At 71.5% G+C, this 22,693-nt stretch carries 26 protein-coding genes and 1 pseudogene; 15 read left to right on the top strand and 12 right to left on the bottom strand.

What is annotated here, in order from left to right; translation table 11 throughout:
- Nucleotides 1-122: 122 nt before the first annotated feature.
- The 6 genes from JWN97_RS21025 to JWN97_RS21000 all read left to right on the top strand — a co-directional run bounded on the left by JWN97_RS21025 (nucleotide 123) and on the right by JWN97_RS21000 (nucleotide 4,470).
- The gene (locus JWN97_RS21025) at nucleotides 123-542 is read left to right on the top strand and encodes a single-stranded DNA-binding protein (RefSeq protein ID WP_297627841.1); all 420 of its coding nucleotides are present in this window, start codon (nucleotides 123-125) and stop codon (nucleotides 540-542) included.
- A gap of 19 nt (nucleotides 543-561) precedes the next feature.
- Nucleotides 562-1,083 (top strand): hypothetical protein, encoded by a 522-nt coding sequence (locus JWN97_RS21020; RefSeq protein ID WP_297627838.1) that lies wholly within the window; start codon nucleotides 562-564, stop codon nucleotides 1,081-1,083.
- Between the two features lie 117 nt (nucleotides 1,084-1,200).
- Nucleotides 1,201-1,500, top strand: coding sequence for a hypothetical protein (locus JWN97_RS21015; protein ID WP_297627835.1), 300 nt, complete (start codon nucleotides 1,201-1,203; stop codon nucleotides 1,498-1,500).
- Nucleotides 1,500-2,816, top strand: a complete 1,317-nt coding sequence (locus JWN97_RS21010) for a hypothetical protein (protein ID WP_297627832.1) — start codon at nucleotides 1,500-1,502, stop codon at nucleotides 2,814-2,816. The genes JWN97_RS21015 and JWN97_RS21010 overlap by 1 nt, the downstream gene beginning before the upstream one ends.
- 60 nt (nucleotides 2,817-2,876) lie before the next feature.
- Complete coding sequence (locus tag JWN97_RS21005) at nucleotides 2,877-3,197, top strand: helix-turn-helix domain-containing protein (protein WP_363321319.1); 321 nt, start codon at nucleotides 2,877-2,879, stop codon at nucleotides 3,195-3,197.
- Between the two features lie 28 nt (nucleotides 3,198-3,225).
- Nucleotides 3,226-4,470, top strand: a complete 1,245-nt coding sequence (locus JWN97_RS21000) for a tyrosine-type recombinase/integrase (RefSeq protein ID WP_297627829.1) — start codon at nucleotides 3,226-3,228, stop codon at nucleotides 4,468-4,470.
- 206 nt (nucleotides 4,471-4,676) lie between these two features.
- Here the strand turns inward: JWN97_RS21000 and JWN97_RS20995 are convergent, their stop codons facing one another.
- Nucleotides 4,677-5,891, bottom strand: coding sequence for a TRAM domain-containing protein (locus JWN97_RS20995; protein ID WP_297627826.1), 1,215 nt, complete (start codon nucleotides 5,889-5,891; stop codon nucleotides 4,677-4,679).
- Nucleotides 5,888-7,969 carry an APC family permease gene (locus tag JWN97_RS20990; RefSeq protein WP_297627865.1) on the bottom strand — a complete coding sequence of 694 codons (2,082 nt, stop codon included), beginning with the start codon at nucleotides 7,967-7,969 and terminating at the stop codon, nucleotides 5,888-5,890. Before JWN97_RS20990 ends, JWN97_RS20995 begins: the two co-directional genes overlap by 4 nt.
- Nucleotides 7,970-7,994: 25 nt before the next feature.
- On the opposite strand from JWN97_RS20990, the gene JWN97_RS20985 reads away from it, so the two are divergent.
- Nucleotides 7,995-8,657, top strand: coding sequence for a TrkA family potassium uptake protein (locus tag JWN97_RS20985; protein ID WP_297627823.1), 663 nt, complete (start codon nucleotides 7,995-7,997; stop codon nucleotides 8,655-8,657).
- A gap of 27 nt (nucleotides 8,658-8,684) precedes the next feature.
- Complete coding sequence (locus JWN97_RS20980; protein WP_297627820.1) at nucleotides 8,685-9,356, top strand: TrkA family potassium uptake protein; 672 nt, start codon at nucleotides 8,685-8,687, stop codon at nucleotides 9,354-9,356.
- A 230-nt stretch (nucleotides 9,357-9,586) separates the two neighbouring features.
- On the opposite strand, the gene JWN97_RS20975 is transcribed toward JWN97_RS20980, so the two are convergent.
- Genes JWN97_RS20975 through dut form a run of 4 tightly spaced genes read right to left on the bottom strand, consistent with a single transcriptional unit; the run spans nucleotide 9,587 to nucleotide 11,860 of the window.
- Nucleotides 9,587-10,375, bottom strand: a complete 789-nt coding sequence (locus JWN97_RS20975) for a DUF3159 domain-containing protein (RefSeq protein ID WP_297627817.1) — start codon at nucleotides 10,373-10,375, stop codon at nucleotides 9,587-9,589.
- A complete protein-coding gene (locus JWN97_RS20970; protein ID WP_297627814.1) occupies nucleotides 10,372-10,734 on the bottom strand; it encodes an OB-fold nucleic acid binding domain-containing protein in 363 nt (120 codons plus the stop codon). The genes JWN97_RS20975 and JWN97_RS20970 overlap by 4 nt, the downstream gene beginning before the upstream one ends.
- A gap of 3 nt (nucleotides 10,735-10,737) precedes the next feature.
- Nucleotides 10,738-11,364, bottom strand: coding sequence for a DUF3710 domain-containing protein (locus JWN97_RS20965; RefSeq protein WP_297627811.1), 627 nt, complete (start codon nucleotides 11,362-11,364; stop codon nucleotides 10,738-10,740).
- 40 nt (nucleotides 11,365-11,404) lie between these two features.
- Complete coding sequence (gene dut, locus JWN97_RS20960; protein ID WP_297627862.1) at nucleotides 11,405-11,860, bottom strand: dUTP diphosphatase; 456 nt, start codon at nucleotides 11,858-11,860, stop codon at nucleotides 11,405-11,407.
- A gap of 90 nt (nucleotides 11,861-11,950) precedes the next feature.
- On the opposite strand from dut, the gene JWN97_RS20955 reads away from it, so the two are divergent.
- Both JWN97_RS20955 and JWN97_RS20950 read left to right on the top strand, forming a co-directional pair.
- Entirely contained in the window at nucleotides 11,951-12,415 is a 465-nt protein-coding gene (locus tag JWN97_RS20955) for a DUF3093 domain-containing protein (RefSeq protein ID WP_297627808.1), read from the top strand.
- A gap of 9 nt (nucleotides 12,416-12,424) precedes the next feature.
- Nucleotides 12,425-12,754 (top strand): DUF4235 domain-containing protein, encoded by a 330-nt coding sequence (locus JWN97_RS20950; protein WP_297627805.1) that lies wholly within the window; start codon nucleotides 12,425-12,427, stop codon nucleotides 12,752-12,754.
- Nucleotides 12,755-12,859: 105 nt separating this feature from the next.
- On the opposite strand, the gene JWN97_RS20945 is transcribed toward JWN97_RS20950, so the two are convergent.
- From JWN97_RS20945 to JWN97_RS20935, 3 genes are all read right to left on the bottom strand, one after another.
- A complete protein-coding gene (locus JWN97_RS20945; RefSeq protein ID WP_056600397.1) occupies nucleotides 12,860-13,150 on the bottom strand; it encodes a DUF4193 domain-containing protein in 291 nt (96 codons plus the stop codon).
- Nucleotides 13,151-13,344: 194 nt separating this feature from the next.
- A complete protein-coding gene (locus JWN97_RS20940) occupies nucleotides 13,345-14,154 on the bottom strand; it encodes an inositol monophosphatase family protein (RefSeq protein WP_297627784.1) in 810 nt (269 codons plus the stop codon).
- Nucleotides 14,151-15,269 carry a ferrochelatase gene (locus JWN97_RS20935; protein WP_297627781.1) on the bottom strand — a complete coding sequence of 373 codons (1,119 nt, stop codon included), beginning with the start codon at nucleotides 15,267-15,269 and terminating at the stop codon, nucleotides 14,151-14,153. Before JWN97_RS20935 ends, JWN97_RS20940 begins: the two co-directional genes overlap by 4 nt.
- 33 nt (nucleotides 15,270-15,302) lie before the next feature.
- Here JWN97_RS20935 and JWN97_RS20930 point away from each other — a divergent pair, with 33 nt between their 5' ends.
- The gene (locus JWN97_RS20930; protein WP_297627779.1) at nucleotides 15,303-16,487 is read left to right on the top strand and encodes an MFS transporter; all 1,185 of its coding nucleotides are present in this window, start codon (nucleotides 15,303-15,305) and stop codon (nucleotides 16,485-16,487) included.
- On the top strand, nucleotides 16,484-17,815 hold the full coding sequence (locus tag JWN97_RS20925; RefSeq protein ID WP_297627777.1) for a D-arabinono-1,4-lactone oxidase: 1,332 nt from the start codon (nucleotides 16,484-16,486) through the stop codon (nucleotides 17,813-17,815). The genes JWN97_RS20930 and JWN97_RS20925 overlap by 4 nt, the downstream gene beginning before the upstream one ends.
- Nucleotides 17,816-17,920: 105 nt before the next feature.
- Here JWN97_RS20925 and JWN97_RS20920 read toward each other — a convergent pair whose 3' ends face one another.
- On the bottom strand, nucleotides 17,921-18,556 hold the full coding sequence (locus JWN97_RS20920) for a trimeric intracellular cation channel family protein (RefSeq protein ID WP_297627775.1): 636 nt from the start codon (nucleotides 18,554-18,556) through the stop codon (nucleotides 17,921-17,923).
- A gap of 143 nt (nucleotides 18,557-18,699) precedes the next feature.
- On the opposite strand from JWN97_RS20920, the gene sepH reads away from it, so the two are divergent.
- A complete protein-coding gene (gene sepH, locus JWN97_RS20915) occupies nucleotides 18,700-19,638 on the top strand; it encodes a septation protein SepH (RefSeq protein WP_297627746.1) in 939 nt (312 codons plus the stop codon).
- A gap of 40 nt (nucleotides 19,639-19,678) precedes the next feature.
- The gene (locus JWN97_RS20910) at nucleotides 19,679-20,515 is read left to right on the top strand and encodes an MOSC N-terminal beta barrel domain-containing protein (RefSeq protein ID WP_297627744.1); all 837 of its coding nucleotides are present in this window, start codon (nucleotides 19,679-19,681) and stop codon (nucleotides 20,513-20,515) included.
- A 3-nt stretch (nucleotides 20,516-20,518) separates the two neighbouring features.
- On the opposite strand, the gene JWN97_RS20905 is transcribed toward JWN97_RS20910, so the two are convergent.
- Nucleotides 20,519-21,655 (bottom strand): sulfurtransferase, encoded by a 1,137-nt coding sequence (locus tag JWN97_RS20905; protein WP_363321318.1) that lies wholly within the window; start codon nucleotides 21,653-21,655, stop codon nucleotides 20,519-20,521.
- 54 nt (nucleotides 21,656-21,709) lie between these two features.
- Here JWN97_RS20905 and JWN97_RS20900 point away from each other — a divergent pair, with 54 nt between their 5' ends.
- Entirely contained in the window at nucleotides 21,710-22,363 is a 654-nt protein-coding gene (locus JWN97_RS20900) for a thymidine kinase (protein WP_297627740.1), read from the top strand.
- A 3-nt stretch (nucleotides 22,364-22,366) separates the two neighbouring features.
- Here JWN97_RS20900 and JWN97_RS20895 read toward each other — a convergent pair.
- Nucleotides 22,367-22,693: pseudogene (locus JWN97_RS20895) on the bottom strand (alkaline phosphatase family protein); the annotation flags it as partial.

The following is a 22,693-nucleotide window of genomic DNA, read 5'->3' as shown; positions in this document are numbered from 1 at the left end:
TAGCCGCGGAAGTGCGTCAATCCACCTCGAATATGGGCTCCGCTCCGACAGTCTTGTCCTCGCGCTCGCACCTAACTCTTGACCGCAGCTCGCACGATGGGCTGCCCAACTCAGGAGTCAGAATGTCCATTCCCACCCAGATGAGCCTGGTCGGCTTCGTCGCGTCAGCGCCGGAGCTCCACTTCACCAAGCAGGGCGCCGAGTGCTGCCAGCTGCGCGTCGGCGTCGAGCAGTGGCGCAAGGAGGTCGACGGGAGCTTCACCAAACTCGACCCGACTTTCCACGACATGGTCGCGTTCGAGAGCACGGCCCGCGAGACCTACGCGCGGTTCCGCAAGGGCGACTCGTTCGTCGCTGGCGGCTACATCCACGAGTACGAGGTCGAGAGCCGCGACGGCGCCAGCGTGATCAAGGAAGAGTTCGTCGCCAGGAAGATCGGCCACAACGTCAACAAGACCGACTACGTGGTCCAGCGTGGACGGCACGCCGCCCCGGAACGGCCGCTCTCACCGGTGCCCGAGCCTCCGCCCATCGCGATCTGAGCGGCCGTCGGTCATGGGCATGTACGACGAGCCCGACGACGACTACCGCGGTGTCACCGACCTTCTCGAGCGTCCACCGGAGTCACTGAACTGGAACCTCCTCGGCTCCGAGGACGCCGACCGCGAGTGGCATGACCTGGACGCCTGGGTGACCTGGCTGAAGGTCACCTTCGGGCTGCCGCCGTCGATCGTCCCGCCGTACTGGCACCGCCACGACGAGCTCGTCTGGGAGCTCTCCGCCCTGCACACCCACTGGCTCAGCTGCTACCACGAGACCGCGAGCCCGTCGGCACCGATCGCGTGGATGCGTGACTTCGCCGAGGCCCGACACCGGCTGCGGGACTGGGTCGCGATCTGCGGCACCCGCCTCGACCGCGATCGCCCGACCCGCCAGACGGTCTGGCCCGGCGAGAAGGGCGTGGAACTCGGCGGCGAGATCTCCATCACCGACCGCCGGCGCGACTTCGAGGAGGTCGTCCGCGCCGACGTGTGCAGGCGCGGAGCCGCCGAGGCCGTGGCCAGGCGGTCCGTGCTCGGCTGAGCCAGATCCGCCTCATGGGCGCCGCCGCGCACCTTCATTCCACAGCCTTCGCGACCTCCAGCGACCCGCCTCGACGAACTGGCGACGGTGGCATTCCACCCACGAAAGGAGTCGATCGTGCTTCTCCCCCACGCACAGACGGTGGCGCAAGCGCGTTCCTACCTCGCTGCGCTCGCCGATCAGGCCTCGACGATCGACGCCTCGTCGGCATACGAGCGCGTCCTCATCGAGCTCGATCGAATCCACGCGGACGAATGCCCATCGGCCGACACCGAGGGGCTGACTGAGGACCGCGCCGTTCTGCTGGCCGTAGCCACGTCGGCGCTGGAAGAGCTAGAGCAATACGGCATCGACCCGCTCACAGTCGAGCTCATCATCGCGATGCTCGATGACGCATACGCCTTGGACGGCACCTGATGTACGGGGAGACCGGCGCGGCGATGCGCGCAGAGTTCGCGGCCCTTCTGCGGCAGCACCGCATCCAGCAACGGCTGGTAGGCACGACAGCCGAGGAGCGCGAGGAACTCGGTGGTCTGATCCGGACCTACCGCCAAAGTGTCATCGTCTGGCTCGGCCAGGCCATGCGCGCCGCAAGCCCATTGGCGTTCTCCAACATGCCGCCGGCACAGCCGAATCCGTTCCGGGCAGTCGGCTCACGCGGCTCCCACCTGACTGCAGCCAGCGAACTGGCCCGGGCGATCGACATCGCAAGACAGCAGTCGAGCGCGCGCCCCGCGTCGACGGATGCGCTGGCTAAGCCCAACGCCAACCCGATGGTGGACCGATGGCGCCTCGCCGCCCGCGCAGCGGCCCTCGCCGAACACGACACCAGCGAGCAGGTGTCCGCGCAGATGACCGCGCCCCAGGCTCAGGCTCTCGTCGGCGACGTCGCCGCGCTGACCCAAGCACTGGTCGTCCTCGACCAGCGGTACAAGAACACACCCGGTTGGGAGCCGCTCGCCCAGAGCGCTCGTCTCGGCTGGGCATCGCTGGCTGCGGCCCTCGACGTGAACCTCGGCCAACCTGACTACACGGTCGATCACCTCGGCTGGCGACCGCAGACGAAGGTACTCACCGGCCCGGTGCGTCCAGGGATCCTCGGCGTACTGCAGGCGCAGCACAACCTCGTGATCCGGATGAAGCCCGTGCCCAACGCGACCAACCTTCGCCTGATCGTGGACTCCCAACGCCTCGTCTCCGCGCACCTCGCGCCGTACGCCGCCCGCATCGACGAACGTCTCGCCGAGCGATGGGCCGAACGCGCCGACACCTACTCCGTCGTGCAGAAGGAGTTGCGTGAGATCGGCGGACTTCTCGGAAAGGGCGGACTGGCCGTGGCCGAAGGCGCGAATGCCGTTGCCCGGCTGAAAGCCCTCCCCAAGGACACGATCGTCGAGCCACGCGTGCTCTCCGGGTTCCAGTTGCTCTTCAGCCGACTCGACGACCGCATCGCCGACGTCATCGAAGACGGCGTCGCGCACGGCGCCTTCTTCAAGCGCGTGACGCTCCCGCGCCTCGTGGGCGGCGGCGGGCAACTGGTCCGCCCAGTCCGCGAACGCTTCGTGCCGGTCACCTCAGCGACCGACCTCGCGCTCGTGAAGACCGTCCGCGAGCGAGTGCGCCCCAAGGACGAACCGCCCATGGCCACCCCCGGACCGACGCGGGTTGACCTGCACTCCGCGCTCATCCACCGCCCGACCACAGGAGGGGCCGTCGATGTCCCGAACATCTGACCCCCGCCCCATCGGCGGCGCCCTCGCACCTAGGCAATACGCCGACCGGAGGAGAGCAACATGAACATGCCAGAAGGTGTCATCTCGATGGTGCGAGACCCGTTCCTGAACACTGAGGAGGCGTGCGGCTACCTCGGCGTTCCCAAGGCAACGCTGCTGACGTGGCGGGTTCGCCGGCCTGGCTACGGCCCGCTCGCTGTGAAGGCCGGTGGTCGGCTCAAGTACCGCCTCTCGGAGCTTGACCGATGGCTGAGTGCCCATGAGGAGTCCTTCTCGGAGGACCCGGACAGCGACGAAGACCCTTCTCGCGAGGTTGTCCGTACCCGCCGCCGCACCAGTCGCGTGCGAGGTGCTGCTCTCGGTCCGACCGGCCCGCGATAGCTCAACTGCCGGACGAAGGAGAGAAGAATTGGCCAGACAACGGCTGATGGTCGGCACCTACGGCGAGATCAGCTGCTTCCGGTTGAAGAGCGGGTCGTGGCAGGCGCGCGCCCGCTACTGCGACGTCGATGGTGTCGTACGGCAATACCGCAAGAACGGTGAGACCAAGACCAAGGCGAGGGCCAACCTCAAGGCGTTCTTCGTCGAGCACACCGGCACCTTCGGTGACGGCGCGCTTACGCCCGACGACACCGTCCAAGACCTCCTCGACCTCTGGTTCAAGAAGATGGACCAGGCGGACGGAGGACCACGCGCGGAGACTCTGGGGTACTACCGCTCCCACGTCCGCTGGATCCTCGACCCCGACAAGACGGAGCACCCGCTCGGCGCTTACCAACTCAGGCACGTGCGACCGGTGATCATCCAGGCAGCGCTCGACAGCGCCGGCGTCTCAGCAGACATGCGGAAGAAGATTCGCAGCGTCCTGATCCGGGCGTTCAACCTCGCGGTCTTCCACGAGGCGATCAACGGCAATCCCGCTAGCGCCGTCCCTTCGGTTCCGGTGCCTCGAAACAAGAAGAAGCCCGTGTCCGTGGAGGACCTGGACGATGTACGCGCCGCGATCCGTGAATGGGCCAACGCCGAGAAGCGCAACGGACCGAAGAGCGTCGATCTGCCCGACATCGTCGAGATGCTCATCGCCACCGGCATGCGGATCGGCGAACTGCTCGCCCTTCGCTGGTCCGACATCGAGCTGACGCCGCCGCCCGAACGGCGGGACGACAACGGGTGGTTCCCGTGGCTGATGGTGAACGGCCAGATCACCTCGAAAGGCAGGCGGGTCGACTACGGCAAGACCCACGCCGCGATCCGCCCCATCGCGCTCCCGGACTGGGCTGCGGCGCTGCTACGCCGACGCAAGGTTGCCCAGACACCCAACGCCCTCGACGCAGTGTTCATCACCCGCAACGGCACCTGGCACTTCCCCACCAACGTCCAGGGCCGGCTGTGGCATATCCGCCAGCTCGCCGACTATGCAGACCTCGCCGCTCTCCAGGATGTCTCACCCCACTCGTTCCGCCGAACCGTGGCAACCGAGATCGACGAGGTCTACGACGCCGAGGCCGCCATGAACCAGCTCGGCCACACGTCCAAGGCGGTCACCGAGCGGCACTACATCAATCGACGGCTCGTCGTGCCCGACTACCGGGCCGCCACCGACCGCCTTGCTCCCGGCCCCGAGACGAGCGATGGGCCGACTCCCGGGCCCTGAGAAGCCTTCGGCGGTCCCGAATGGCCTCCCGGTCCGTGGGCGCTCTCTGAGCCGTCTACGGGGTGTTCTGCGCGCCCTCAGGCCATCACGACGGCCGTCCCGATAGGGCGACAAGGCGTCACAAGCCGAGCCCGAGAACTCAAAGTGAGCCCAAAGTGAGCCTTAAGGCCCGTTCTCGGGACTCCCGCCCGAGAGCCCAGATCACATCACCGCAGGTCAGAGCCGATTTTCGTCAGCAAAGCGACGCATTCGACGTGGTGCGTCATCGGGAAGAGGTCGAAGGCCCGGATCGCGGTGAGCGCGTAGCCGTGCTCGGCGAAGATCGCGACGTCGCGCCCGAGTGCGGCGGGGTCGCAGGCGACGTACGCCACCGCGCGGGGCCGGCGGTCGACGACCTGCTCCACCACGGCACGCTTGGCACCCTCCCGCGGCGGGTCCAGGACGACGAGGTCGAAGGGCTCGTCGAGGCCGCCCTTCAGGACACGGTCGGTGGGACCGCACTCGACGGCCGCCCCCTCGAGCGCGGCCAGGTTGGCGCGGGCGTGCTGGCAGGCGGTGCGGTCCGCCTCGACGGCCACGACGCGCACTCCGGTCGCCTCGCCCACGAACCGGGCGAAGAGCCCGACCCCGGCGTAGAGGTCGAGCGCCCGCTCGCCCGGCCGCGGGTCGAGGAGGTCCAGCACGGTCTCGACCAGCACGCGGGGCGCCTCGGGGTGGACCTGCCAGAAGCCGTCGGCCGCGACGCCGAACGTGTGGGTCTGCCCGCCGGCCGTCACGGTGTGCTCGTCCAGGCCTCCCGAGCCCGGCGCGCCGTCCTCGACCACCTCGGCGCGGTGCGGCCGGGCGTCCTCGGTCGCGATCAGGCAGTCGTCGAGCGGGACCAGGTGGTGCGAGCGATGGGCCCGCATGGCCGGACGGCCGTCGGGCAGCGCCGCGTAGCGCTGGCGCGTGCGCCACCGCAGGCCGTCGTCGGGACGGCCCTCCACCGGGACGGCCTCGACGTGCAGCCCGGTCACCAGGTCGGAGTCGGCGGGGAGCCTGCCGAGGCGTACGAGCTGCTCGCGGACCACGGCGGTCTTGAGGTCGCGCTGGGCCGGGACGGCGACGTGCTGGAAGTCGCAGCCGCCGCACAGGCCGGGACCGGCCACCGGGCACGGTGCGTCCACCCGGTCGGGCGAGGGGGCCAGCACCGAGACCGCGTCACCGCGCCAGAACCGGTCGCCGTCGGTGCCCTCGGTGATCTCCACCACGACGCGCTCGCCGGGGAGGGCGTGGCGCACGAACACCACGCGGGACTCGGGCTCGGGCAGGCGGGCGACGCAGTGGCCGCCGTGGGCCACCGGACCGACCTCGGTCTCGAAGCGCTCCCCCACGCGCGAGCGACCGCGGACCTTGCGGGGCCGAGCCGTACGCCGGCTCACAGGTCCTCGATCTGCCGTTCGGACTTGCGCGAGGCGACGCGTCCGCGACGCAGGTCGCCGGCGTGCACACGCACCTCGTCGCGCTTCTCGCGCTCCTGGGCCACCTGCGAGGAGCGCAGCTGGTAGGGCACCGAGATCACCATGACGCCCGGCGTGAAGAGCAGGCGCCCCTTCAGCCGGAGGGCCGTCTGGTTGTGGAGCAGCTGCTCCCACCAGCGGCCGACGACGTACTCCGGGATGTAGACGGCGACGACGCCGCGCGGGCTCGCCCGGCGGATCTCCTGGGTGTATTCCACGACCGGGCGCACGACCTCGCGGTAGGGCGAGTGGAGCACCTTGAGCGGGATGTCGAGGTGGCGCTCGTCCCACTCCTCCATCAGCCGGGTGGTGGCCTTCATGTCGATGCTGACGTAGATCGCCTCGAGGACGTTGGGCCGGGTGGCGCGGGCGAAGGCGAGGGCGCGCAGCGTGGGCTTGTGCAGCTTGGACGCCAGCACGATGGCGTGCACCCGCGTCGGCATGATCTTGTCCTGCTCGTCGGCCGCGAGCTCGAGCTCGACGCGGGCGTAGTGCCGGCCGATCGCCTTCATCAGGAGGAAGAAGAAGCCCATCGCCAGGATGGTGATCCACGCGCCGGCGAGGAACTTGGTCAGCAGCACGATGACCAGCACCACGGCGGTCATGCCCAGGCCGAAGGTGTTGATCGCACGCGAGCGCATCATCCGGCGTCGCACGGCCGGGTCGGTCTCGGTCCTGAGGTGCCGCGTCCAGTGGCGGATCATGCCGAGCTGGCTGAGGTTGAAGGAGACGAAGACGCCGACGATGTAGAGCTGGATGAGCTTGGTGGTCTCGGCGTCGAAGACCCAGATCAGCAGGATCGACATGGCGGCCAGGAAGACGATGCCGTTGCTGTAGGCCAGCCGGTCCCCGCGCGAGCCCAGGGACCGCGGCGCCAGCCCGTCCTGGGCGAGGATCGAGCCCAGCACCGGGAAGCCGTTGAAGGCGGTGTTGGCCGCGAGCACGAGGATGATGCCGGTGACGGTGAGCACGAAGTAGAAGCCCGGCGGGAAGTGGTCGAACACGCCGGCCGCGATCTGGGCGATCACCGGGTGCTGCTCGTAGCCGTCGGGCAGCACCGCGCCCGATGCCGTACGCAGCCGGTCGAGCTCGTGGGGGTCGACGTAGCGGATCGCCATCTGCTTGGCGAGCACGATCACGCTCATCATCATCGTGATGGCGATCAGCCCGAGGAGCAGCAGCGTGCTGGCCGCGTTGCGGCTCTTGGGCTTGCGGAAGGCGGGTACGCCGTTGCTGATGGCCTCGACGCCGGTCAGCGCGGCACACCCGGACGAGAAGGCGCGCGCCAGCAGGAACATGAGCCCGACCTGGGTGAGCGGCTCCTCCCACCCGACCTGCGGCTCGATGACCAGGTGCGCGCTCTCGGCCTCGGGGAGGTCGCCGGTGAGCAGGCGCAGCAGGCCGTAGGCGCACATGCCGAGGATGGCGGCCATGAAGAGGTAGGTGGGGACGGCGAAGAACGCACCCGACTCGCGCACCCCGCGCAGGTTCATCGCGGTCAGCACGACCACCGCGATGACCGCGACCGTGGCCTCGTGGCCGATCAGGCCGTTGACGGCGCCGGCGGCGTACTGCGCGGCCGACGAGATCGACACCGCGACCGTCAGCACGTAGTCGACCAGCAGCGCGCTGGCGACGGTGACGCCGGCGTTGCGCCCGAGGTTGACGGTGGCCACCTCGTAGTCGCCGCCGCCCGACGGGTAGGCGTGGACGGTCTGGCGGTAGCTCGCGACCACGGTGAGCATCACCAGGGCGACGACGAGCCCGATCTTCCACGACCAGACATAGGTGGACGTGCCGGCCACCGCGAGCATGATGAAGATCTCGTCGGGCGTGTAGGCCACCGACGACAGGGCGTCGCTGGCGAACACCGGCAGGGCGATCCGCTTGGGCAGGAGGGTCTCCCCCAGCTGGCTGCTGCGCAGCTTGCGACCCAGGAGGATCCGCTTGGACACGTCGCCGACACTCACGGCCGCGAGCCTAGACCCGCGCACGCTCATCACCGCGCTGGGATACGGTTCTGGCGTGCATGTCGTGATCATGGGTTGTGGCCGCGTCGGTTCGACGCTCGCCAACAGCCTCGAGGACCGCAACCACACGGTGTCCGTCATCGACAGCGAGCCCGACGCCTTCCGCCGTCTGGGGCCTGAGTTCAACGGCGACAAGATCACCGGCTACGGGTTCGACCAGCAGGTGCTGGAGAAGGCCGGCATCCGCCGGGCGGACGCCTTCGCGGCCGTCTCGAGCGGTGACAACTCCAACATCATCGCCGCGCGGGTCGCTCGGGAGGCCTTCGGCATCCAGCAGGTCGTAGCCCGCATCTACGACCCGGGCCGCGCCGAGGTCTACCAGCGCCTCGGCATCACGACGGTCGCGACGGTGAAGTGGACCGCCGACCAGATCCTGCGTCGGATCCTCCCGGCCGGCGCGGAGCCCGACTTCCGCGACCCCTCGGGCACCATCCGGGTCGACCACATCCAGGTCCCGGAGGAGTGGATCGGCAACCGCACCGTCGAGTTCCAGATGCAGTCGCGCACCCGGATCGCGTGGATCGACCGTCTCGGCGAGGGCATGCTCCCGACCCGGGAGTCGGTCCTGCAGGAGGGCGACATGTTGCACCTCGTCATGCGCGAGGAGCACGCCGCCCACGCCTACGCCGTGCTCGAAGCCGGCCCCGAAGACGACTGACCGACCCAGACCAGGAGCAGTGCACACATGCGCGTCGCCATCGCCGGAGCCGGAGCCGTGGGTCGCTCGATCGCCCGGGAGCTGATCGAGAACGGCCACCAGGTCCTGCTCATCGACAAGAACCCCTCCTCGATCCGCCCCGAGCGGGTCCCCAACGCGGAGTGGCTGCTGGCCGACTCGTGCGAGCTGTCCTCCCTCTCGGAGGCACAGCTCGGCAAGTGCGACGTGGTGATCGCCGCGACGGGCGACGACAAGGCCAACCTGGTGACCTCGCTGCTGGCCAAGACCGAGTTCGGCGTGCCCCGCACGGTGGGCCGGGTCAACCACCCCAACAACGAGTGGCTCTTCACCGAGGCCTGGGGCGTCGACGTCAACGTCTCCACCCCGCGCATCATGTCCGCGCTCGTCGAGGAGGCCGTCTCGATCGGCGACCTCGTGCGGCTCTTCACCTTCCGTCAGGGCAACGCCAACCTGGTCGAGCTGACCCTGTCGGCGGACTCGCCCTTCGTGGGCACCCCGAGCGGGCTCGTGCCGTTCCCGGACAACTGCGCCCTCGTGACGATCCTGCGTGACGGGCAGGTCTACACCCCCGACGCCGAGCAGCCCCTCGAGTCGGGTGACGAGCTGCTGTTCGTGGTGCCGGCCGAGGTCGAGACCGCGCTCGAGCGGCTGCTCTCCCCCGGCAGCCACCCGGGCTGAGCGTCGTACGGCGTCGGGCTCGGGCGGCCGCCGGCGTCGCGCCGGCGTCACACCCAAGTCGCCAACTCGTGAGTTGGTCAGCCAACCCGTCAGTTGGTGGGTTGGGTCGGGTGTTGCGGCCGGATCCCGCACCCAAGTCGCCAACTCGTGAGTTGGTTAGCCAACCCGTGAGTTGGCGCGGGGTCGACCCCGACGTACGCCGCCCGCGACGGGCCAGCGTCGGCCAGCGCTCAGGCGGCCGTGGCGTCGGGCGCGACCGGCGTACGGTTGCGCGACAGCAGCCAGACCATCGATCCGAGAGCGGCCAGCTGGAGCGGCCAGCCCAGCACGATCTTGAGCACGCCCAGGGCGGCGACGGCGGCATCGGGGTCCATCGACCCGGACGAGCCCGCGAGCCAGATCGGCGCCTGGACGGCCACCCGCACGAGGCAGGGAGCGACCAGCAGCCAGGTGAGGCGGCTGCAGAGCTTCACGATCTGCCGGTCGGAGTGCCAGGCCGTGGGGTCGCCGGTGATGCTGCCGACCATGAAGCCCACGAGCGGCCAGCCGATGAGGCAGGTGAACGCGAGCACGACGGCGTAGCCGCCGTTGTAGAGCAGGCCGGGCAGGAAGTAGGCGAGCGCTTGGTCCTGCTCCGAGCCGCCGGCGGCGGCGGATCGGTGGACGAAGTACCAGCCGAGGCCGATCCCGAAGAGCGCGTTGACGACGAACTGCACGGTCGAGCGCTGCACCAGGCGGACGGCGAGCAGCACGAGTGCGGCACCGATGCTGACCATCAGCGCGAGGTTGAGGTCGCGCTGGGTCAACCACGTCGCGGTGAACAGGATCGTCGGCACCGCGGCCTCGGCCATGCCGCGCCGTCCACCGAGCGCCTTGGAGAGCTGCTGGCGCACCACGGCCTCGACGGTGTCGGCCTCCACCCGGGAGTCGGCCCGAGGCTCGACCCCGGACTCGGACTCGGACTCGACCTCGTCGGATCCCACCTGCTCGGGACCCGGGGTCGGCGTCGCACCGGTCACGGGCGCAGCTCGTAGCGTGGGTTGAACATGATCGGGACGTCGCCCTGACGGCCGATGCAGCCCGTCACGGTCAACGACCGGCCGGGGTCCACCCCGGCGATCCGGCGGCGTCCGAGCCACACCACCGTGATCACGCCGGAGCCGTCGTCGAGCTCGGCCTCGAGAGCCGGGACGCCACCGCGCGGGCGCAGCGTCACCGTGCGGAGCACACCGTTGACGGTGACGTGCTCACGCTCGGGGGCGTCGGCGATCGCCACGGCCTCGTCCCTCGTCTGCGACAGGCGCAGGTCGCGCTGGTGCGCCTCGGAGCTGTCGGCCCACTTGGACAGCGCCTGGCGCAGTCGACTCTTCTCGCCCACGACTCACCTCACTCGGCGGGCGTCTTCGGGCAGCCGGACGGGCAGCGGCTCGCCCACGGGCATCGCCTGCTCACCGCGGCGTACGACGACCTGCGCGAGCGCGTCCTCCCACTCCGAGGTGTTGTCGGGGTCGAGCGCGGGGCGCCCCAGGAGGGAGGCGCGCAGCATCCAGCGGTCACCGTTGATGCCGATGATCCTGGAGGGCTGGGTCGTCTCGGTGCCGTCGGGACGCTTGACGGGCATCTGGCACACCAGCTCGGTGCCCCAGCGGCCCTCGCGCTCGGTGGCCTGGCCGCCACGCCTGACCATGTCCTCGGCGATCTGCGGCCGCACGGTGCTCCAGAGGTCGCCGTGGCGGGGGGCCGCGAAGGCCTGGAACTCGCAGGCGCCGTCGGAGCCGGCGAGCATCACGGCTCGCACCTGGCCGCTCTGCTCGTCGACCTGGAGCCGCAGCTCGCGGTCCGCGATCGCGGGCACGAGCACCGAGCCCAGGTCGGCGCGGTCGATGCCGTCGCCCTCCACCTGGGCGACGTCGAACGGTCCGGAGGCCGTCGCGTCGGCGGCGGCGGCAACCTCGGCTGCCTCGCCGGCGGTGTCGGTGGCCTCGCCTGCCTTGCGGCGGAACTTCACGTCAGCACTCCTTGTCGTGTGGACCGGGACCCGGACCGGCTCACGGGCGCGAACCGGTCCCAGTAGAACCGTAGCCCCCGGCGCCGCGCGAGGAGCCGGGCAGCACCCCCACCTCGACGAAACGGGCGCGCTCGAAGCGCTGGACGACGAGCTGGGCGATCCGGTCGCCGCGCGCCAGGGTCACCGTCTCCACGGGGTCGTGGTTGATCAGCAGCACCTTGATCTCCCCGCGGTAGCCCGCGTCGACCGTGCCGGGCGTGTTGACGATCGACAGCCCGTGGCGCGCCGCGAGGCCGGACCGCGGGTGCACCAGCGCGACGTAGCCGTCGGGCAGGGCGATCGACAGGCCCGTCGGGACGAGGGCCCGCTCACCGGGAGCGAGGGTCACGTCCACCGTGGTCTGCAGGTCGGCCCCGGCGTCGCCGGGGTGGGCGTACGACGGGAGCGGCAGGTCGGGGTCGAGGCGGACGACGGCGATCTCCAGGTCGTGCGGCAGGTCGTGCGGCAGGTCGGGGGTCGCGTCACGGTCGCGGGGATGAGCGAGGGGATGATCGGGCACGAGGACTGAATCTATAGGCTTTGCGCCGTGGACTACGCCGAACGCCTCACCGTGCCGCTGCGCTGGTGGGTGCAGGGCACGATGCTCGTGGCCTCGGTGTGGCTGGCGGTCCTGGTGGCCACCCCCGAGGCCGAGGCCGTGGCCTGGGTCGTGACCGCCATAGCGCTGGCCATCCTGGTGGCGCTGCTGGTCGGCTACGGCCGGGCGCAGGTCGCCGTGGAGGGCCAGACCCTCCGGGCCGGACGCGCCCACATCGCGCTCGAGCACGTCGGTGACGTCACCGCACTGGACGCCGACGCCGTACGCCGTCAGGCCGGTGTCGATGCCGACGCCCGCGCCTACCTCCTGCTGCGTCCCTACCTCAAGCGCGCGGTCCGGGTGGACATCACCGACCCGGCCGATCCGACGCCCTACTGGCTGGTGAGCTGCCGGCGACCGGAGCAGGTCGTCACGGCCGTGAGGGTGGGCCGGACCGGCTCCCGCTCTGGGTAGGCTGCCCGCATGGCTTCCAAGAGCACCTCCAACAGCAAGTTCTACTCGGCGTTCTCGCTGGTGGCCGCCCTCGGCGCCGCGGCGGTCGCCAAGAAGGGGCTCAACAGCACGTGGCGGGCCGCCACGGGCAAGAACCCGCCGGCCAACCCGGCCGACCCCGACGTGGGCCTGGCCGAGGCCGTGATGTGGGCGGCGCTGAGCGGCACCCTGATCGGGGTGGCCCGGATGCTCGCCACCCGGCGCGCGGCCAACTACTACGCCAAGTCCACCGGTCACCTCCCGCCGCAGCTGCAGAAGGACGGGCAGGACGCCAAGAACGCTCCCGCGGCGACCTCCTGACCGGTCGCGTCTGCTCCTGCAACGACACAGCGCCCGCCCTCGTGAGAGGGACGGGCGCTGTGTGCGTCGTGCGCCGAGTCTCGTGGGCCGTGCCCGGAGCGCCGGTCAGATGCAGTCGCGGCAGATCAGCTTCTTCTCGTCCGCGAGCTGCGACCGGTGGTGCACCAGGAAGCAGCTCATACACGTGAACTCGTCGTCCTGCCTCGGCATGACCTCGACTGCCAGCTCCTCGTGCGAGAGGTCGGCACCCGGAAGCTCGAAGGACTCGGCCGCCTCGGTCTCGTCCTCGTCGACCTTGCCGGAGTTCTTGTCGTGTCGTCGGGCCTTGAGCTCCTCGATGCTCTCCTCGCTCTGGTCCTCCTCGGACTTGCGCGGTGCGTCGTAGTCGGTGGCCATCGATTCCCTCTCCCCATGCAGTGGTTCAGCCCGGCCGGATCGCGGCGCGGGCCTGAAACCGAGTTGTGCTCGTCGTCGGCGCCAGATTGTGCACCATGGACCGGTTCCGTGGTGAGCCGGTCCGCAACGTGTCGCCTGAACAGTGGGACACGTCTCGCTATTCCCTCGGGTGAGCTCCCGTCGCCGGGTCGCCCTCAGGCCACGAAGCCCGTCTCCCGCAGCAGCTCGACGAACGACTCCCAGCCGTCGGCCGGCGTGGCCACGACGACGGCCTCGCGCGGCCACCCCTCGAGCTCCATGGTCCCGGCCAGGACGCCGAACCGACCGCCCGCCTCCCGCAGCACGACCGCGGCCGCGGACCAGTCCCACGGCTGCGAGCCCTCCTCGACGTAGGCGTCGGCGGACCCGTCGGCGACGTGGCAGATGTCGAGCGCGCTGGACCCGATCCGGCGGATGTCGCGGACCGCGGGCAGCAGCGTGGCCAGGCACTGGGCCTGGTGGGTGCGGACCTCGGGCCGGTAGCCGAACCCGGTCATGACCAGGCGCTGGGCGACCGGCGGGCTGGGTCGGACGGCGATGGGCCGGCCGTCGCGGGTCGCACCGTGGCCGACGGCGGCGACGTACTCGACGTCGGCCCCGATGCCGACGACGGCACCGGCGACCGGGACGCCGTCCTGCTCGGCGGCGACGGAGACGGCACAGTCGCGGATGCCGTAGAGGTAGTTGACGGTGCCGTCGATCGGGTCGATGACCCAGCGGACGCCGCTCGTGCCGGGGTGGTCGTCACCTTCCTCACCGAGGATGGCGTCGTCCGGGCGCTGCTCGAGCAGCCGGCTGCGCAGCAGCTCCTCGACGGCGTGGTCGGCGCGGGTCACGACGTCGGTGGCGCTCGACTTGGTGTCGGCCACGTCGATCCCCTCCTCGCGCATCCGACGGGCCAGCACCGCACCCTCGCGGGCGACGGCGACGGCGATGTCGCGGAGGTCGGCGGGGTCGGCGCTCACGAGTCGGCTCCGCACAGGGCCGGACGGGGACCCCGCGGGTTGGGGCAGCAGCCCGCCCGGCACAGGTCGGGGCCGGCGGGCATGGACCCGACTGCCGCGCGGGTCGGCTCCTCCCCGCGCTCGGCGGCGGCCCGCTCGAGCACCAGGTCGCGGACCATGGCGACGAAGCGCGGGTCGATGCCGGCGGTCGCGGCACGCACGGCCTGGATGCCGAGCCGCCGGGCGGTCTCCATGGCCTCGGTGTCGAGGTCGTAGATGACCTCCATGTGGTCGGACACGAAGCCGATCGGCACCAGCACCACCCGGCTCACGCCGTCGGTGATGAGCTCCTCGAGGTGGTCGTTGACGTCGGGCTCCAGCCACGGGGTGGAGGGTGCACCCGAGCGCGAGCAGTAGACGAGGTCGTGCCGGTGCGCGCGCCCCGTCACCTCCTTCACGCGTCGCGCGACCTCGTCGACCGCGCTGCGGTGCTGGCGGACGTACGCCCCACCTCGCTGCGCGTGCTCGGGATCGGGCGGGCCGCTGGAGTTGGCCATCTCGGTCGGGATCGAGTGGGTGACGAAGACCAGACGGGCCGCGTCGCCGTTGTCGGGCAGCTCGCCCAGCGCCGTGAGGCAGGCGTCGACGACGGGCTCGATGAAGCCGGGGTGGTTGTAGTACTGCCGCAGCTTGTCCAGCCGCGGTGCGCCCGGGGTCGCCTCGACCGCGTCGTAGAGGTTCTCGCGGTACTGCCGGCACGAGGACCACGACGAGTACGCCGACGTCGCGAAGACCGCCGCGCGGCCCACCCCGTCGGCCTTCATCTCGGCGAGGGTGTCGGCGAGGTAGGGCTCCCAGTTGCGGTTGCCGAAGTAGATGGGCAGGTCGATGCCCTGGTCGGCGAAGTCCTTCTCCAGCGCCGCGATGAGCGCGCGGTTCTGGTCGTTGATCGGGCTGCGCCCGCCGAAGAGGAAGTAGTGCTCGCCCACCTGCTCGAGGCGCTCGCGCGGGATCCCCCGTCCGCGCGTCACGTTCTCGAGGAACGGCACCACGTCCTCGGGCTTCTCCGGCCCCCCGAAGGAGAGCACCAGGAGGGCGTCGTACGGCAGCACATCGGGGGGACCCGCGGGATTCATACCGCCAGCGTAGACAGCCCTACGATCGCGATCGTGCTCGACTCCTACCGCCGGGTGCTGGTGCGCCCGGGCGCCTTCGCCTTCAGCAGCGCCGCCCTGGTCGCCCGGCTGCCCATCTCCATGGTCGGGCTCGGCATCGTGCTGCTCGTCGAGCAGCGGACCGGCTCCTACGGACTGGCCGGCACCGTCTCGGCGGTGTTCGTCCTGGCGGAGGCCGCGTTCGCGGTGGTGCACGGCCGGTGGGTCGACCACTACGGGCAGTCGCGGGTGCTGCCGATCGCCATCTCGGTGTTCGGCGCCGGCCTGGCCCTGATGATGCTGGCGGTCGAGCAGGACTGGCCGCGGGCGCTGACGTACGTCTTCGCCGCCGTCTCCGGCGCCGCGCTCCCCCAGGTCGGCGCGAGCGTCCGGACGCGCTGGTCCCACCTGCTCGACGAGCCGGGCGAGGTGCAGACCGCCTTCGCCCTCGAGGCCGTCCTCGACGAGGTCGTGTTCGTCGTGGGACCGGTGCTCGTCACGCTCCTGGCGACCAGCTGGCACCCGGTCGCCGGCCTCGCCTTCGCGATCGTGAGCGGGGTGGTCGGGACGTTCGCGTTCGCCGCCCAGCGCCGCACCGAGCCCCCGGCCGGTCGCACCTCGACCCAGTCGGTCCGCTCCCCCATGCCCTGGCGACTCGTCCTGCCCCTGGCCGTCGTGTGCCTCACCCTCGGGGCCCTCTTCGGCGCCGCGGAGGTGACCACGGTTGCGTTCGCGGAGGAGCAGGGCATGCGATGGGTCGCGGGCTGGCTGCTGGCGGCGTGGTCCTTCGGGAGCCTCGTGGCCGGGCTGGTCACTGGAGCCGTCGCCTGGCGCAGCGGACCCGACGTGCGCCTGCGCTGGGGCTCCGCCGCGATGGCGCTGGCGATGGTGCCGCTGATGTTCATCCAGTCGGTGCCGCTGATGGCGGTGGTGCTGCTCGTGGGCGGGTTCGCGATCGCGCCCACCATGATCGGGGCGATGACGATGGTGGAGCAGGGTGTGCCGTCGAGCCGCCTCACCGAGGGGATGGCGATCCTGCACACCGGGATCGTCGCCGGCGTGGCTCCCGGGGCGAGCATCGCGGGCTTCGTCGTGGACCACAGCGGGGCGTCCTCCGCCTACGCCGTGGCGCTGGTCGGTGGGCTCTTGGGGGCGCTCGCGGCCCAGACCGCCCGCCGATCCCCTACCGTGCGGGCATGAGCACGTCGGTCCAGCCGCTCCCCGACTGTCACTGGCGCAACTGGTCCGGCCTCGAGGAGGCCACCGCCCGACAGGTGGAGAGCCCGGCGTCGGTCGGCGAGGTCGTCGACGTCGTACGACGGGCGCGCACAGCGGGCACGACCGTGAAGATGACCGGCACCGATCACTCGTTCACCGCGATCGCCGCGCCGGAGCACACGCTGCTGCGGCCCGAGGCCCTCAGCGGCATCCTCGCGGTCGACCGCGAGGCGATGACCGTCACGGCCCGCGCCGGCACGCCGCTCCACGAGCTCAACCTCGCGCTCGAGCGCCTCGGCCTGTCGCTGCACAACATGGGCGACATCGCGGAGCAGACTCTCGCCGGCGCCACCTCGACCGGCACCCACGGCACCGGCGGGACCGCCGCCGGCCTCGCGGCCCAGCTCGCCGGGCTCGAGCTGGTCACCGGCACCGGTGACGTGCTGCGGGCCTCCGCGCAGGAGAACCCCGACGTCCTCGAGGTCGCCCGGGTCGGCCTCGGCGCGCTCGGCATCCTGACCAGCCTGACCTTCCACGTCGAGCCGCTCGTCGTCATCGAGGCCCACGAGCAGCCGATGACCTGGGCCGCCGCGCTCGACTCCTACGACGAGATGGTCGCCGGGGCGCACCACGTCGACATGTACTGGTTCCCCCACACCGATCGCATGATGGTGAAGCAGAACGTCCGCACCGACCTCGAGCCGGGCGAGCAGGAGCCCCCGTCGCGGCTCGCCGCGTGGTGGGAGGACGAGCTGGTGTCCAACACCGTCTTCGGCGGCCTGTGCCGCGTCGGCTCGCGGGCGCCGGGGCTGATCCCCCGGATCAACCGCGTGGCCGGACGCGCGCTGTCCGAGCGCCGCTACAGCGACCTGGCGCACCGCGTCTTCGTGACGCCGCGCCGCGTCCGCTTCCGCGAGATGGAGTACGCCGTGCCGCGCGAGGTCGGCCTCGACGTGCTGCGCGAGTGCCGCCGGGTCATCGACGCCAGCGACTGGAGGATCGCCTTCCCGGTCGAGATCCGCACGGCGCCGGCCGACGACATCCCGTTGTCCACCTCGCACGGCCGCGACAGCTTCTACCTCGCCTTCCACGTGCCGCAGGACACCGACCACACGGCGTACTTCGGTGGCCTGGAGCCGATCCTGCGCGAGGCCGGGGGGCGCCCCCACTGGGGCAAGGTGCACACGCGCACCGCGGCCGACCTCGCGCCGGCGTACGACCGCTTCGACGACTTCCTCGCGATGCGCGAGCGGCTCGACCCGGACCGGGTCTTCGCCAACGCCCACCTCCGGCGGGTCCTGGGCGACTGAGGGTCCCGACGAGCGGTGGTCCACCCACCTTCCACGGCCACGAAGTGTGGCTCAGGCACCGCTCTCTCGGCGTGCCGGCAGGACACGCCCGCCGCACAGCGGGGCTCAGACGCTGGCCGGGCCCTTGGGCATCGGCGCCCGCCACCCGCGTACGGCGGCGAGCAGGCGCCAGCCGAGGCACACGGCAAAACCCGAGGCGGCCACCACGGCCAGCGGCAGGTCGGCACGGTCGAGGAGCACGGCGACCGCGGCGCCCGCGAGGGCCGGGGTGGCGTAGAGGACGCCCTCGAAGATCACCGGCACCCGACCGGCCAGCACGTCGCGCAGGATCCCGCCGCCGATGCCGGTGACCATGCCCAGCAGCGCGGCCGGCAGCGGGCCGAGCCCGTAGTCGACCGCCTTGAGCGCCCCGGTCACGCAGAAGAGCGCGAGGCCGAACGCGTCGAAGAGCGTGACCACCCGCTCCAGGCGCCCGACGGTCGGGTGGAAGGCGAAGGTCAGCAGCCCGGCGGCGACGGGCACGAGGAGGTAGCGCCAGTCGGCCAGTGCGGCCGGCGGGGTCGCGCCGATCAGCACGTCGCGGACGAAGCCCCCGCCGAGACCGGTCACGCCTGCGAGCACGAGGGCCGCGAAGAGGTCGAGGTTCTTGCGCACCGCCACCAGCGCACCCGTCACCGCGAACACGAAGATGCCGATCAGGTCGAGCACGACGAGGGTCGTGGCGAACTCGTTCGGTGGCACGGGCGACAGGCTAGGGCACCCGGGCGAGCGTGGCCTCGGCGCGCCGCAGGCGTAGCGGTCCGGGGGCTCCACGCTGGCGTAGGCTCGGCGGACCGGATGCCGCCGGCGCATCGACGACCACCCCAGGCAGGAGCCCCCAGGCCATGGCCCAGCTGACGTTCACCGGACGCAGCGGGGACGGCAAGCGCCTGCTGCTGGTGGACCCGTCGGGCCAGGAACACACCCTGGTGATCGACGCCCGGCTCCGTCGCGCCCTCTCGGGCGTGCCCGACAGCAACGGCCAGTTGGAGATCCCGATGGAATCAACCCTCCGCCCCCGCGACATCCAGGCGCGCATCCGTGCCGGGGAGACGCCCGAGTCCGTCGCACACGCCGCCAGCACGTCGGTGGAGAAGATCATGCCGTTCGCGGCCCCGGTCATGGCCGAGCGCGCGCACATGGCCCAGCGTGCCCAGCTCGCCTCCGTACGCCGCCGCGCCAGCGAGTCCGGCGCACGCACCCTCGGCGAGGCGGTCAGCGCACACCTCCGCTCGCACAACGTCGACCCCGGCATCGTCGAGTGGGACGCCTGGCGCCGCGAGGACGGCCGCTGGACCGTCACCGGGCTGTACGACGTCGCCGGCCGCACCGGCGCCGCGACCTTCTCCCACGACCCGCGCGGCAACTTCGTGACGGTGGACGACGACGACGCCCGCTGGCTGATCGGCGACGCCACGCCGGCCGCGTCCGAGGCGTCCGACGAGCCCGCGGCCGACGACCTGGCCGGCGCCCGTCGCCGCCGGCTGAGCGTGGCCTCCGACGACGAGCTCGCCCTCGGCGAGGACGCCATCGAGATGGTGGCCGACGAGGAGTCGGCGAGCGAGACCACGATGGAGCTGGGCGAGACGTCGCTGGGGGCCGAGCAGCCCGTCGAGGCCTACCTCGACGACACGCCCGCCGCCGGCGACGACCCCGAGCACGCGGCCGACGAGCCCGAGGACGAGGCGCCCGCCGAGCCGAGGCCCAAGCCGGCCAAGAAGCGCGGCCGTGCCTCGGTGCCGAGCTGGGACGAGATCATGTTCGGCGGCGGCAAGAACGACTGAGTGAGCGCAGCCGTCGCGACCACGAAGGCCGGCTGACCCGGTGCACCTCGTCCAGCTCAACGTCCACCCGCTCAAGTCCGGAGCCATCCGGCCCGTCCGGTGGGTGTCGGTGCTGCCGAGCGGCCTCGAGCACGACCGCTCGTGGATGGTGGTCGACCGCGACGCCCGGATGGTGTCGGCCCGCGAGGTCCACGAGCTGTTCGGCGTCGTGGCGGACACGCCCGCGACGGACCCCGCGCTCGACCGCGCCCTCCGCCTACGGGCCCCGGGTCACCCGGACCTGGTGCTCGACCACCCTGATGCGGACCGCCTGCCCGTTCGCCTGTTCTCGCTGGACCTGGAGGCCGTGCCCGCGGGTCCCGAGGCCGATGCCTGGCTGCGAGCGGTCCTCGGGCACGACGTACGCCTGGTGTGGTGCGACGATCCCAGCCGCCGCTCGCTCGAGCCTGGCGTCTCCGAGCCGGGCGACCACGCGGCGTTCCCCGACGCCTTCCCGGTGACGCTGGCCAGCCAGGCCTCGCTCGACCGGCTCAACGACTGGATCGCGGAGACGGCCGTCGAGCGGGGCGAGGAGGTCCCCGCTCCCCTCCCGATGTGCCGGTTCCGCGCCAACCTCGTCGTCGACGGCGACGTGCCCTTCGCCGAGGACGACTGGACCGACATCCGGATCGGGGAGGTCCGACTGCGCAAGGGCAAGCCCGTGGGCCGATGCGTGGTGACGACGATCGACCCGGACACCCTCGAGACCGCGAAGGAGCCGATCCGCACCCTCGCCCGGCACCGGCGCTCCCCCGACGGCGACACGCTCTTCGCCGTCCACCTGGTGCCCGTGGCCTTCGGCCGGATCCATGTGGGCGACGAGGTCATCGTCTCCTGACGGTCATCCCCGCTCCACCGGCCGCTCCGGGTCGGTGATCCAGCCGCTCCAGCTACCGGGGTAGAGGGCCGCCCGGATGCCGGCGACCTCCAGGGCGAGGAGGTCGTGCGCGGCCGTGACCCCCGAGCCGCAGTAGGCAGCGACGGAGGTGGAGGTGTCGGCGCCCACCCGGGCGTAGGTCTCCCGCAGCCGCGCCGGGGACCGGAACCGGCCGTGCTCGTCGAGGTTGTCGGTCGTCGGCACGTTCACCGCGCCGGGGATGTGCCCGGCCACGGGGTCGACCGGCTCGGTCTCCCCCGCGTAGCGCTCGGCGGCGCGCGCGTCGATCAGCACGTCGACCGCGAGCACCCCGTCGGCCTCGACGACCGGCATGCACGGGGTGTCGGAGAGCGTGAAGTCCCCGCTCGGCACCTCGGGCTCCCCCGCCTCGGCCGGGTGCCCGTCCTGCAGCCAGGCGGTCCAGCCGCCGTCGAGCACGCGTACGTCGTCGTGGCCGTGGTGCCGCAGCAGCCACCACGCCCGCGCGGCGGCGCGGCCCTGCCAGTCGTCGTAGACGACCACGGGTCGGCCCGCGCGGACGCCGGCACGGCGCATGGCGGCCTCGAAGCGCACCGGGTCGGGCAGCGGGTGCCGCCCGCCCTCGCCCGAGGGGTCGGCGAGGTCCTCGTCGAGGTCGACGTACGCCGCTCCCGGCACGTGGCCGGCCAGGTGCTGCTCGCGCCCGGGCGGGCCGCCCATGAGGTAGCGGACGTCGAGCACAGTGAAGCGCTCGAGGTTGGCGGCGAGCTCGTCCGGGCTGACCAGCGGACCGCGTCGCAGCACCCCGAAGCGGTCGATCGCCTCGATCTCCGCGGCGGCGACCGCCGCCACCTGCACGAGCTCGGCACGGCGCCGGACCGGGTCGACCTCGACGAGGGCCTCGAACACCTCCTCCAGGAGGATCGCGTCCCACGAGTGGGCACCCGTCTCCATGCGCGCGTCGTTGATCTCCTTCCACCGACCCGCCACCGGGCGGAAGGGATCGACGCCGGCCGGACCGATCGAGGGATGGTCCTGGCGGCCCCACCGGGTCACCTGGCGGCGGCGCTCGGCGGCGATCTCACCGGCGATCTCGTCGATCCGGGCAAAGTCCTCGTCCATGCCCGGCACGGTAGCCGCCGGGGCGGACGATCGCTGTGGCAAGATCGCCCGGTCATGGCTGAACTGCACTTCTTCACGGGCACGATGGACTCCGGCAAGTCGACGCTGGCGCTCCAGACCAACCACAACCACGCCGCCCGCGGACGTGTCGGCCGGATCTTCACCACCCACGACCGTGCCGGCCAGGCGATGGTGTCCAGCCGGCTCGGGCTCACGCACGACGCGCTCGAGGTGGACGGCGACTTCGACTTCTGGAAGTACGTCGTCGACACCCTCACCCGTGGTGGACGCATCGACTACCTGATCTGCGACGAGGCCCAGTTCTACACGGCCGCGCAGATCGACCAGCTCGCCAAGGTCGTCGACGAGCTCCAGATCGACGTCTTCGCGTTCGGCATCCTCACCGACTTCCGCACCCAGCTGTTCGCCGGGAGCGCCCGGCTCGTGGAGCTCGCCGACCGGATGAACGTGCTCCAGGTCGAGGCGCTGTGCTGGTGCGGCAAGCGCGCCACCCACAACGCCCGCACCGAGAACGGCGTGATGGTCCTCGAGGGCGACGTGATCATGGTCGGCGACGTGGAGCAGCCCGACGAGGCGCCGGCGGACGTCGCCTACGAGGTCCTCTGCCGCCAGCACCACCGGCGCCGGCTCACGGCCGCGCGGGCCAAGGCGGTCAGCCTGGCGCCCGAGCCGCTGCCGTTCGGCTGAGCCTCAGCTGACCAGGATCGGGATGAGCATCTCCGCCGGCGTCAGCGAGCCGTGCAGCCCGACCAGGGTGTTCTCGTAGGGGAAGTCGACGGTCGACACGACGGCCGCGTCGCCTCGGCACGCGACCAGCACGTCGCCGATGCGCGGCACCACGGCCGGGGCCAGCGCACCGAACCACCCACGGCGTACGGCGTCGTCCCGGGTGAGCACGTCCGCCCGGTCGCCCAGCACCTCGCGCCAGGTGGCGACCACGTCGTCGACCGCACCGCTGGCGCAGTAGAGGTGGCGGAAGCGTGCCTCGCCGCCCAGCAGCCAGACGCCGGAGCGCAG

The sequence above is a fragment of the Nocardioides sp. genome (genome assembly GCF_025965415.1).
In the GTDB taxonomy this organism is placed as follows: domain Bacteria; phylum Actinomycetota; class Actinomycetes; order Propionibacteriales; family Nocardioidaceae; genus Nocardioides.
The sequence above is the reverse complement of the archived record's forward strand: the minus strand, read 5'-3'. Positions and strand labels throughout refer to the sequence as shown.

Coding starts and splice junctions, on each gene's coding strand:
- JWN97_RS21025 (WP_297627841.1), top strand. CDS start 123: ATGTCCATTCCCACCCAGATGAGCCTGGTCGGCTTCGTCGCGTCAGCG.
- JWN97_RS21020 (WP_297627838.1), top strand. CDS start 562: ATGTACGACGAGCCCGACGACGACTACCGCGGTGTCACCGACCTTCTC.
- JWN97_RS21010 (WP_297627832.1), top strand. CDS start 1,500: ATGTACGGGGAGACCGGCGCGGCGATGCGCGCAGAGTTCGCGGCCCTT.
- JWN97_RS21005 (WP_363321319.1), top strand. CDS start 2,877: ATGAACATGCCAGAAGGTGTCATCTCGATGGTGCGAGACCCGTTCCTG.
- JWN97_RS20990 (WP_297627865.1), bottom strand. CDS start 7,969: ATGAGCGTGCGCGGGTCTAGGCTCGCGGCCGTGAGTGTCGGCGACGTG.
- JWN97_RS20980 (WP_297627820.1), top strand. CDS start 8,685: ATGCGCGTCGCCATCGCCGGAGCCGGAGCCGTGGGTCGCTCGATCGCC.
- JWN97_RS20950 (WP_297627805.1), top strand. CDS start 12,425: ATGGCTTCCAAGAGCACCTCCAACAGCAAGTTCTACTCGGCGTTCTCG.
- JWN97_RS20945 (WP_056600397.1), bottom strand. CDS start 13,150: ATGGCCACCGACTACGACGCACCGCGCAAGTCCGAGGAGGACCAGAGC.
- JWN97_RS20935 (WP_297627781.1), bottom strand. CDS start 15,269: ATGAATCCCGCGGGTCCCCCCGATGTGCTGCCGTACGACGCCCTCCTG.
- JWN97_RS20925 (WP_297627777.1), top strand. CDS start 16,484: ATGAGCACGTCGGTCCAGCCGCTCCCCGACTGTCACTGGCGCAACTGG.
- sepH (WP_297627746.1), top strand. CDS start 18,700: ATGGCCCAGCTGACGTTCACCGGACGCAGCGGGGACGGCAAGCGCCTG.
- JWN97_RS20905 (WP_363321318.1), bottom strand. CDS start 21,655: ATGGACGAGGACTTTGCCCGGATCGACGAGATCGCCGGTGAGATCGCC.
- JWN97_RS20900 (WP_297627740.1), top strand. CDS start 21,710: ATGGCTGAACTGCACTTCTTCACGGGCACGATGGACTCCGGCAAGTCG.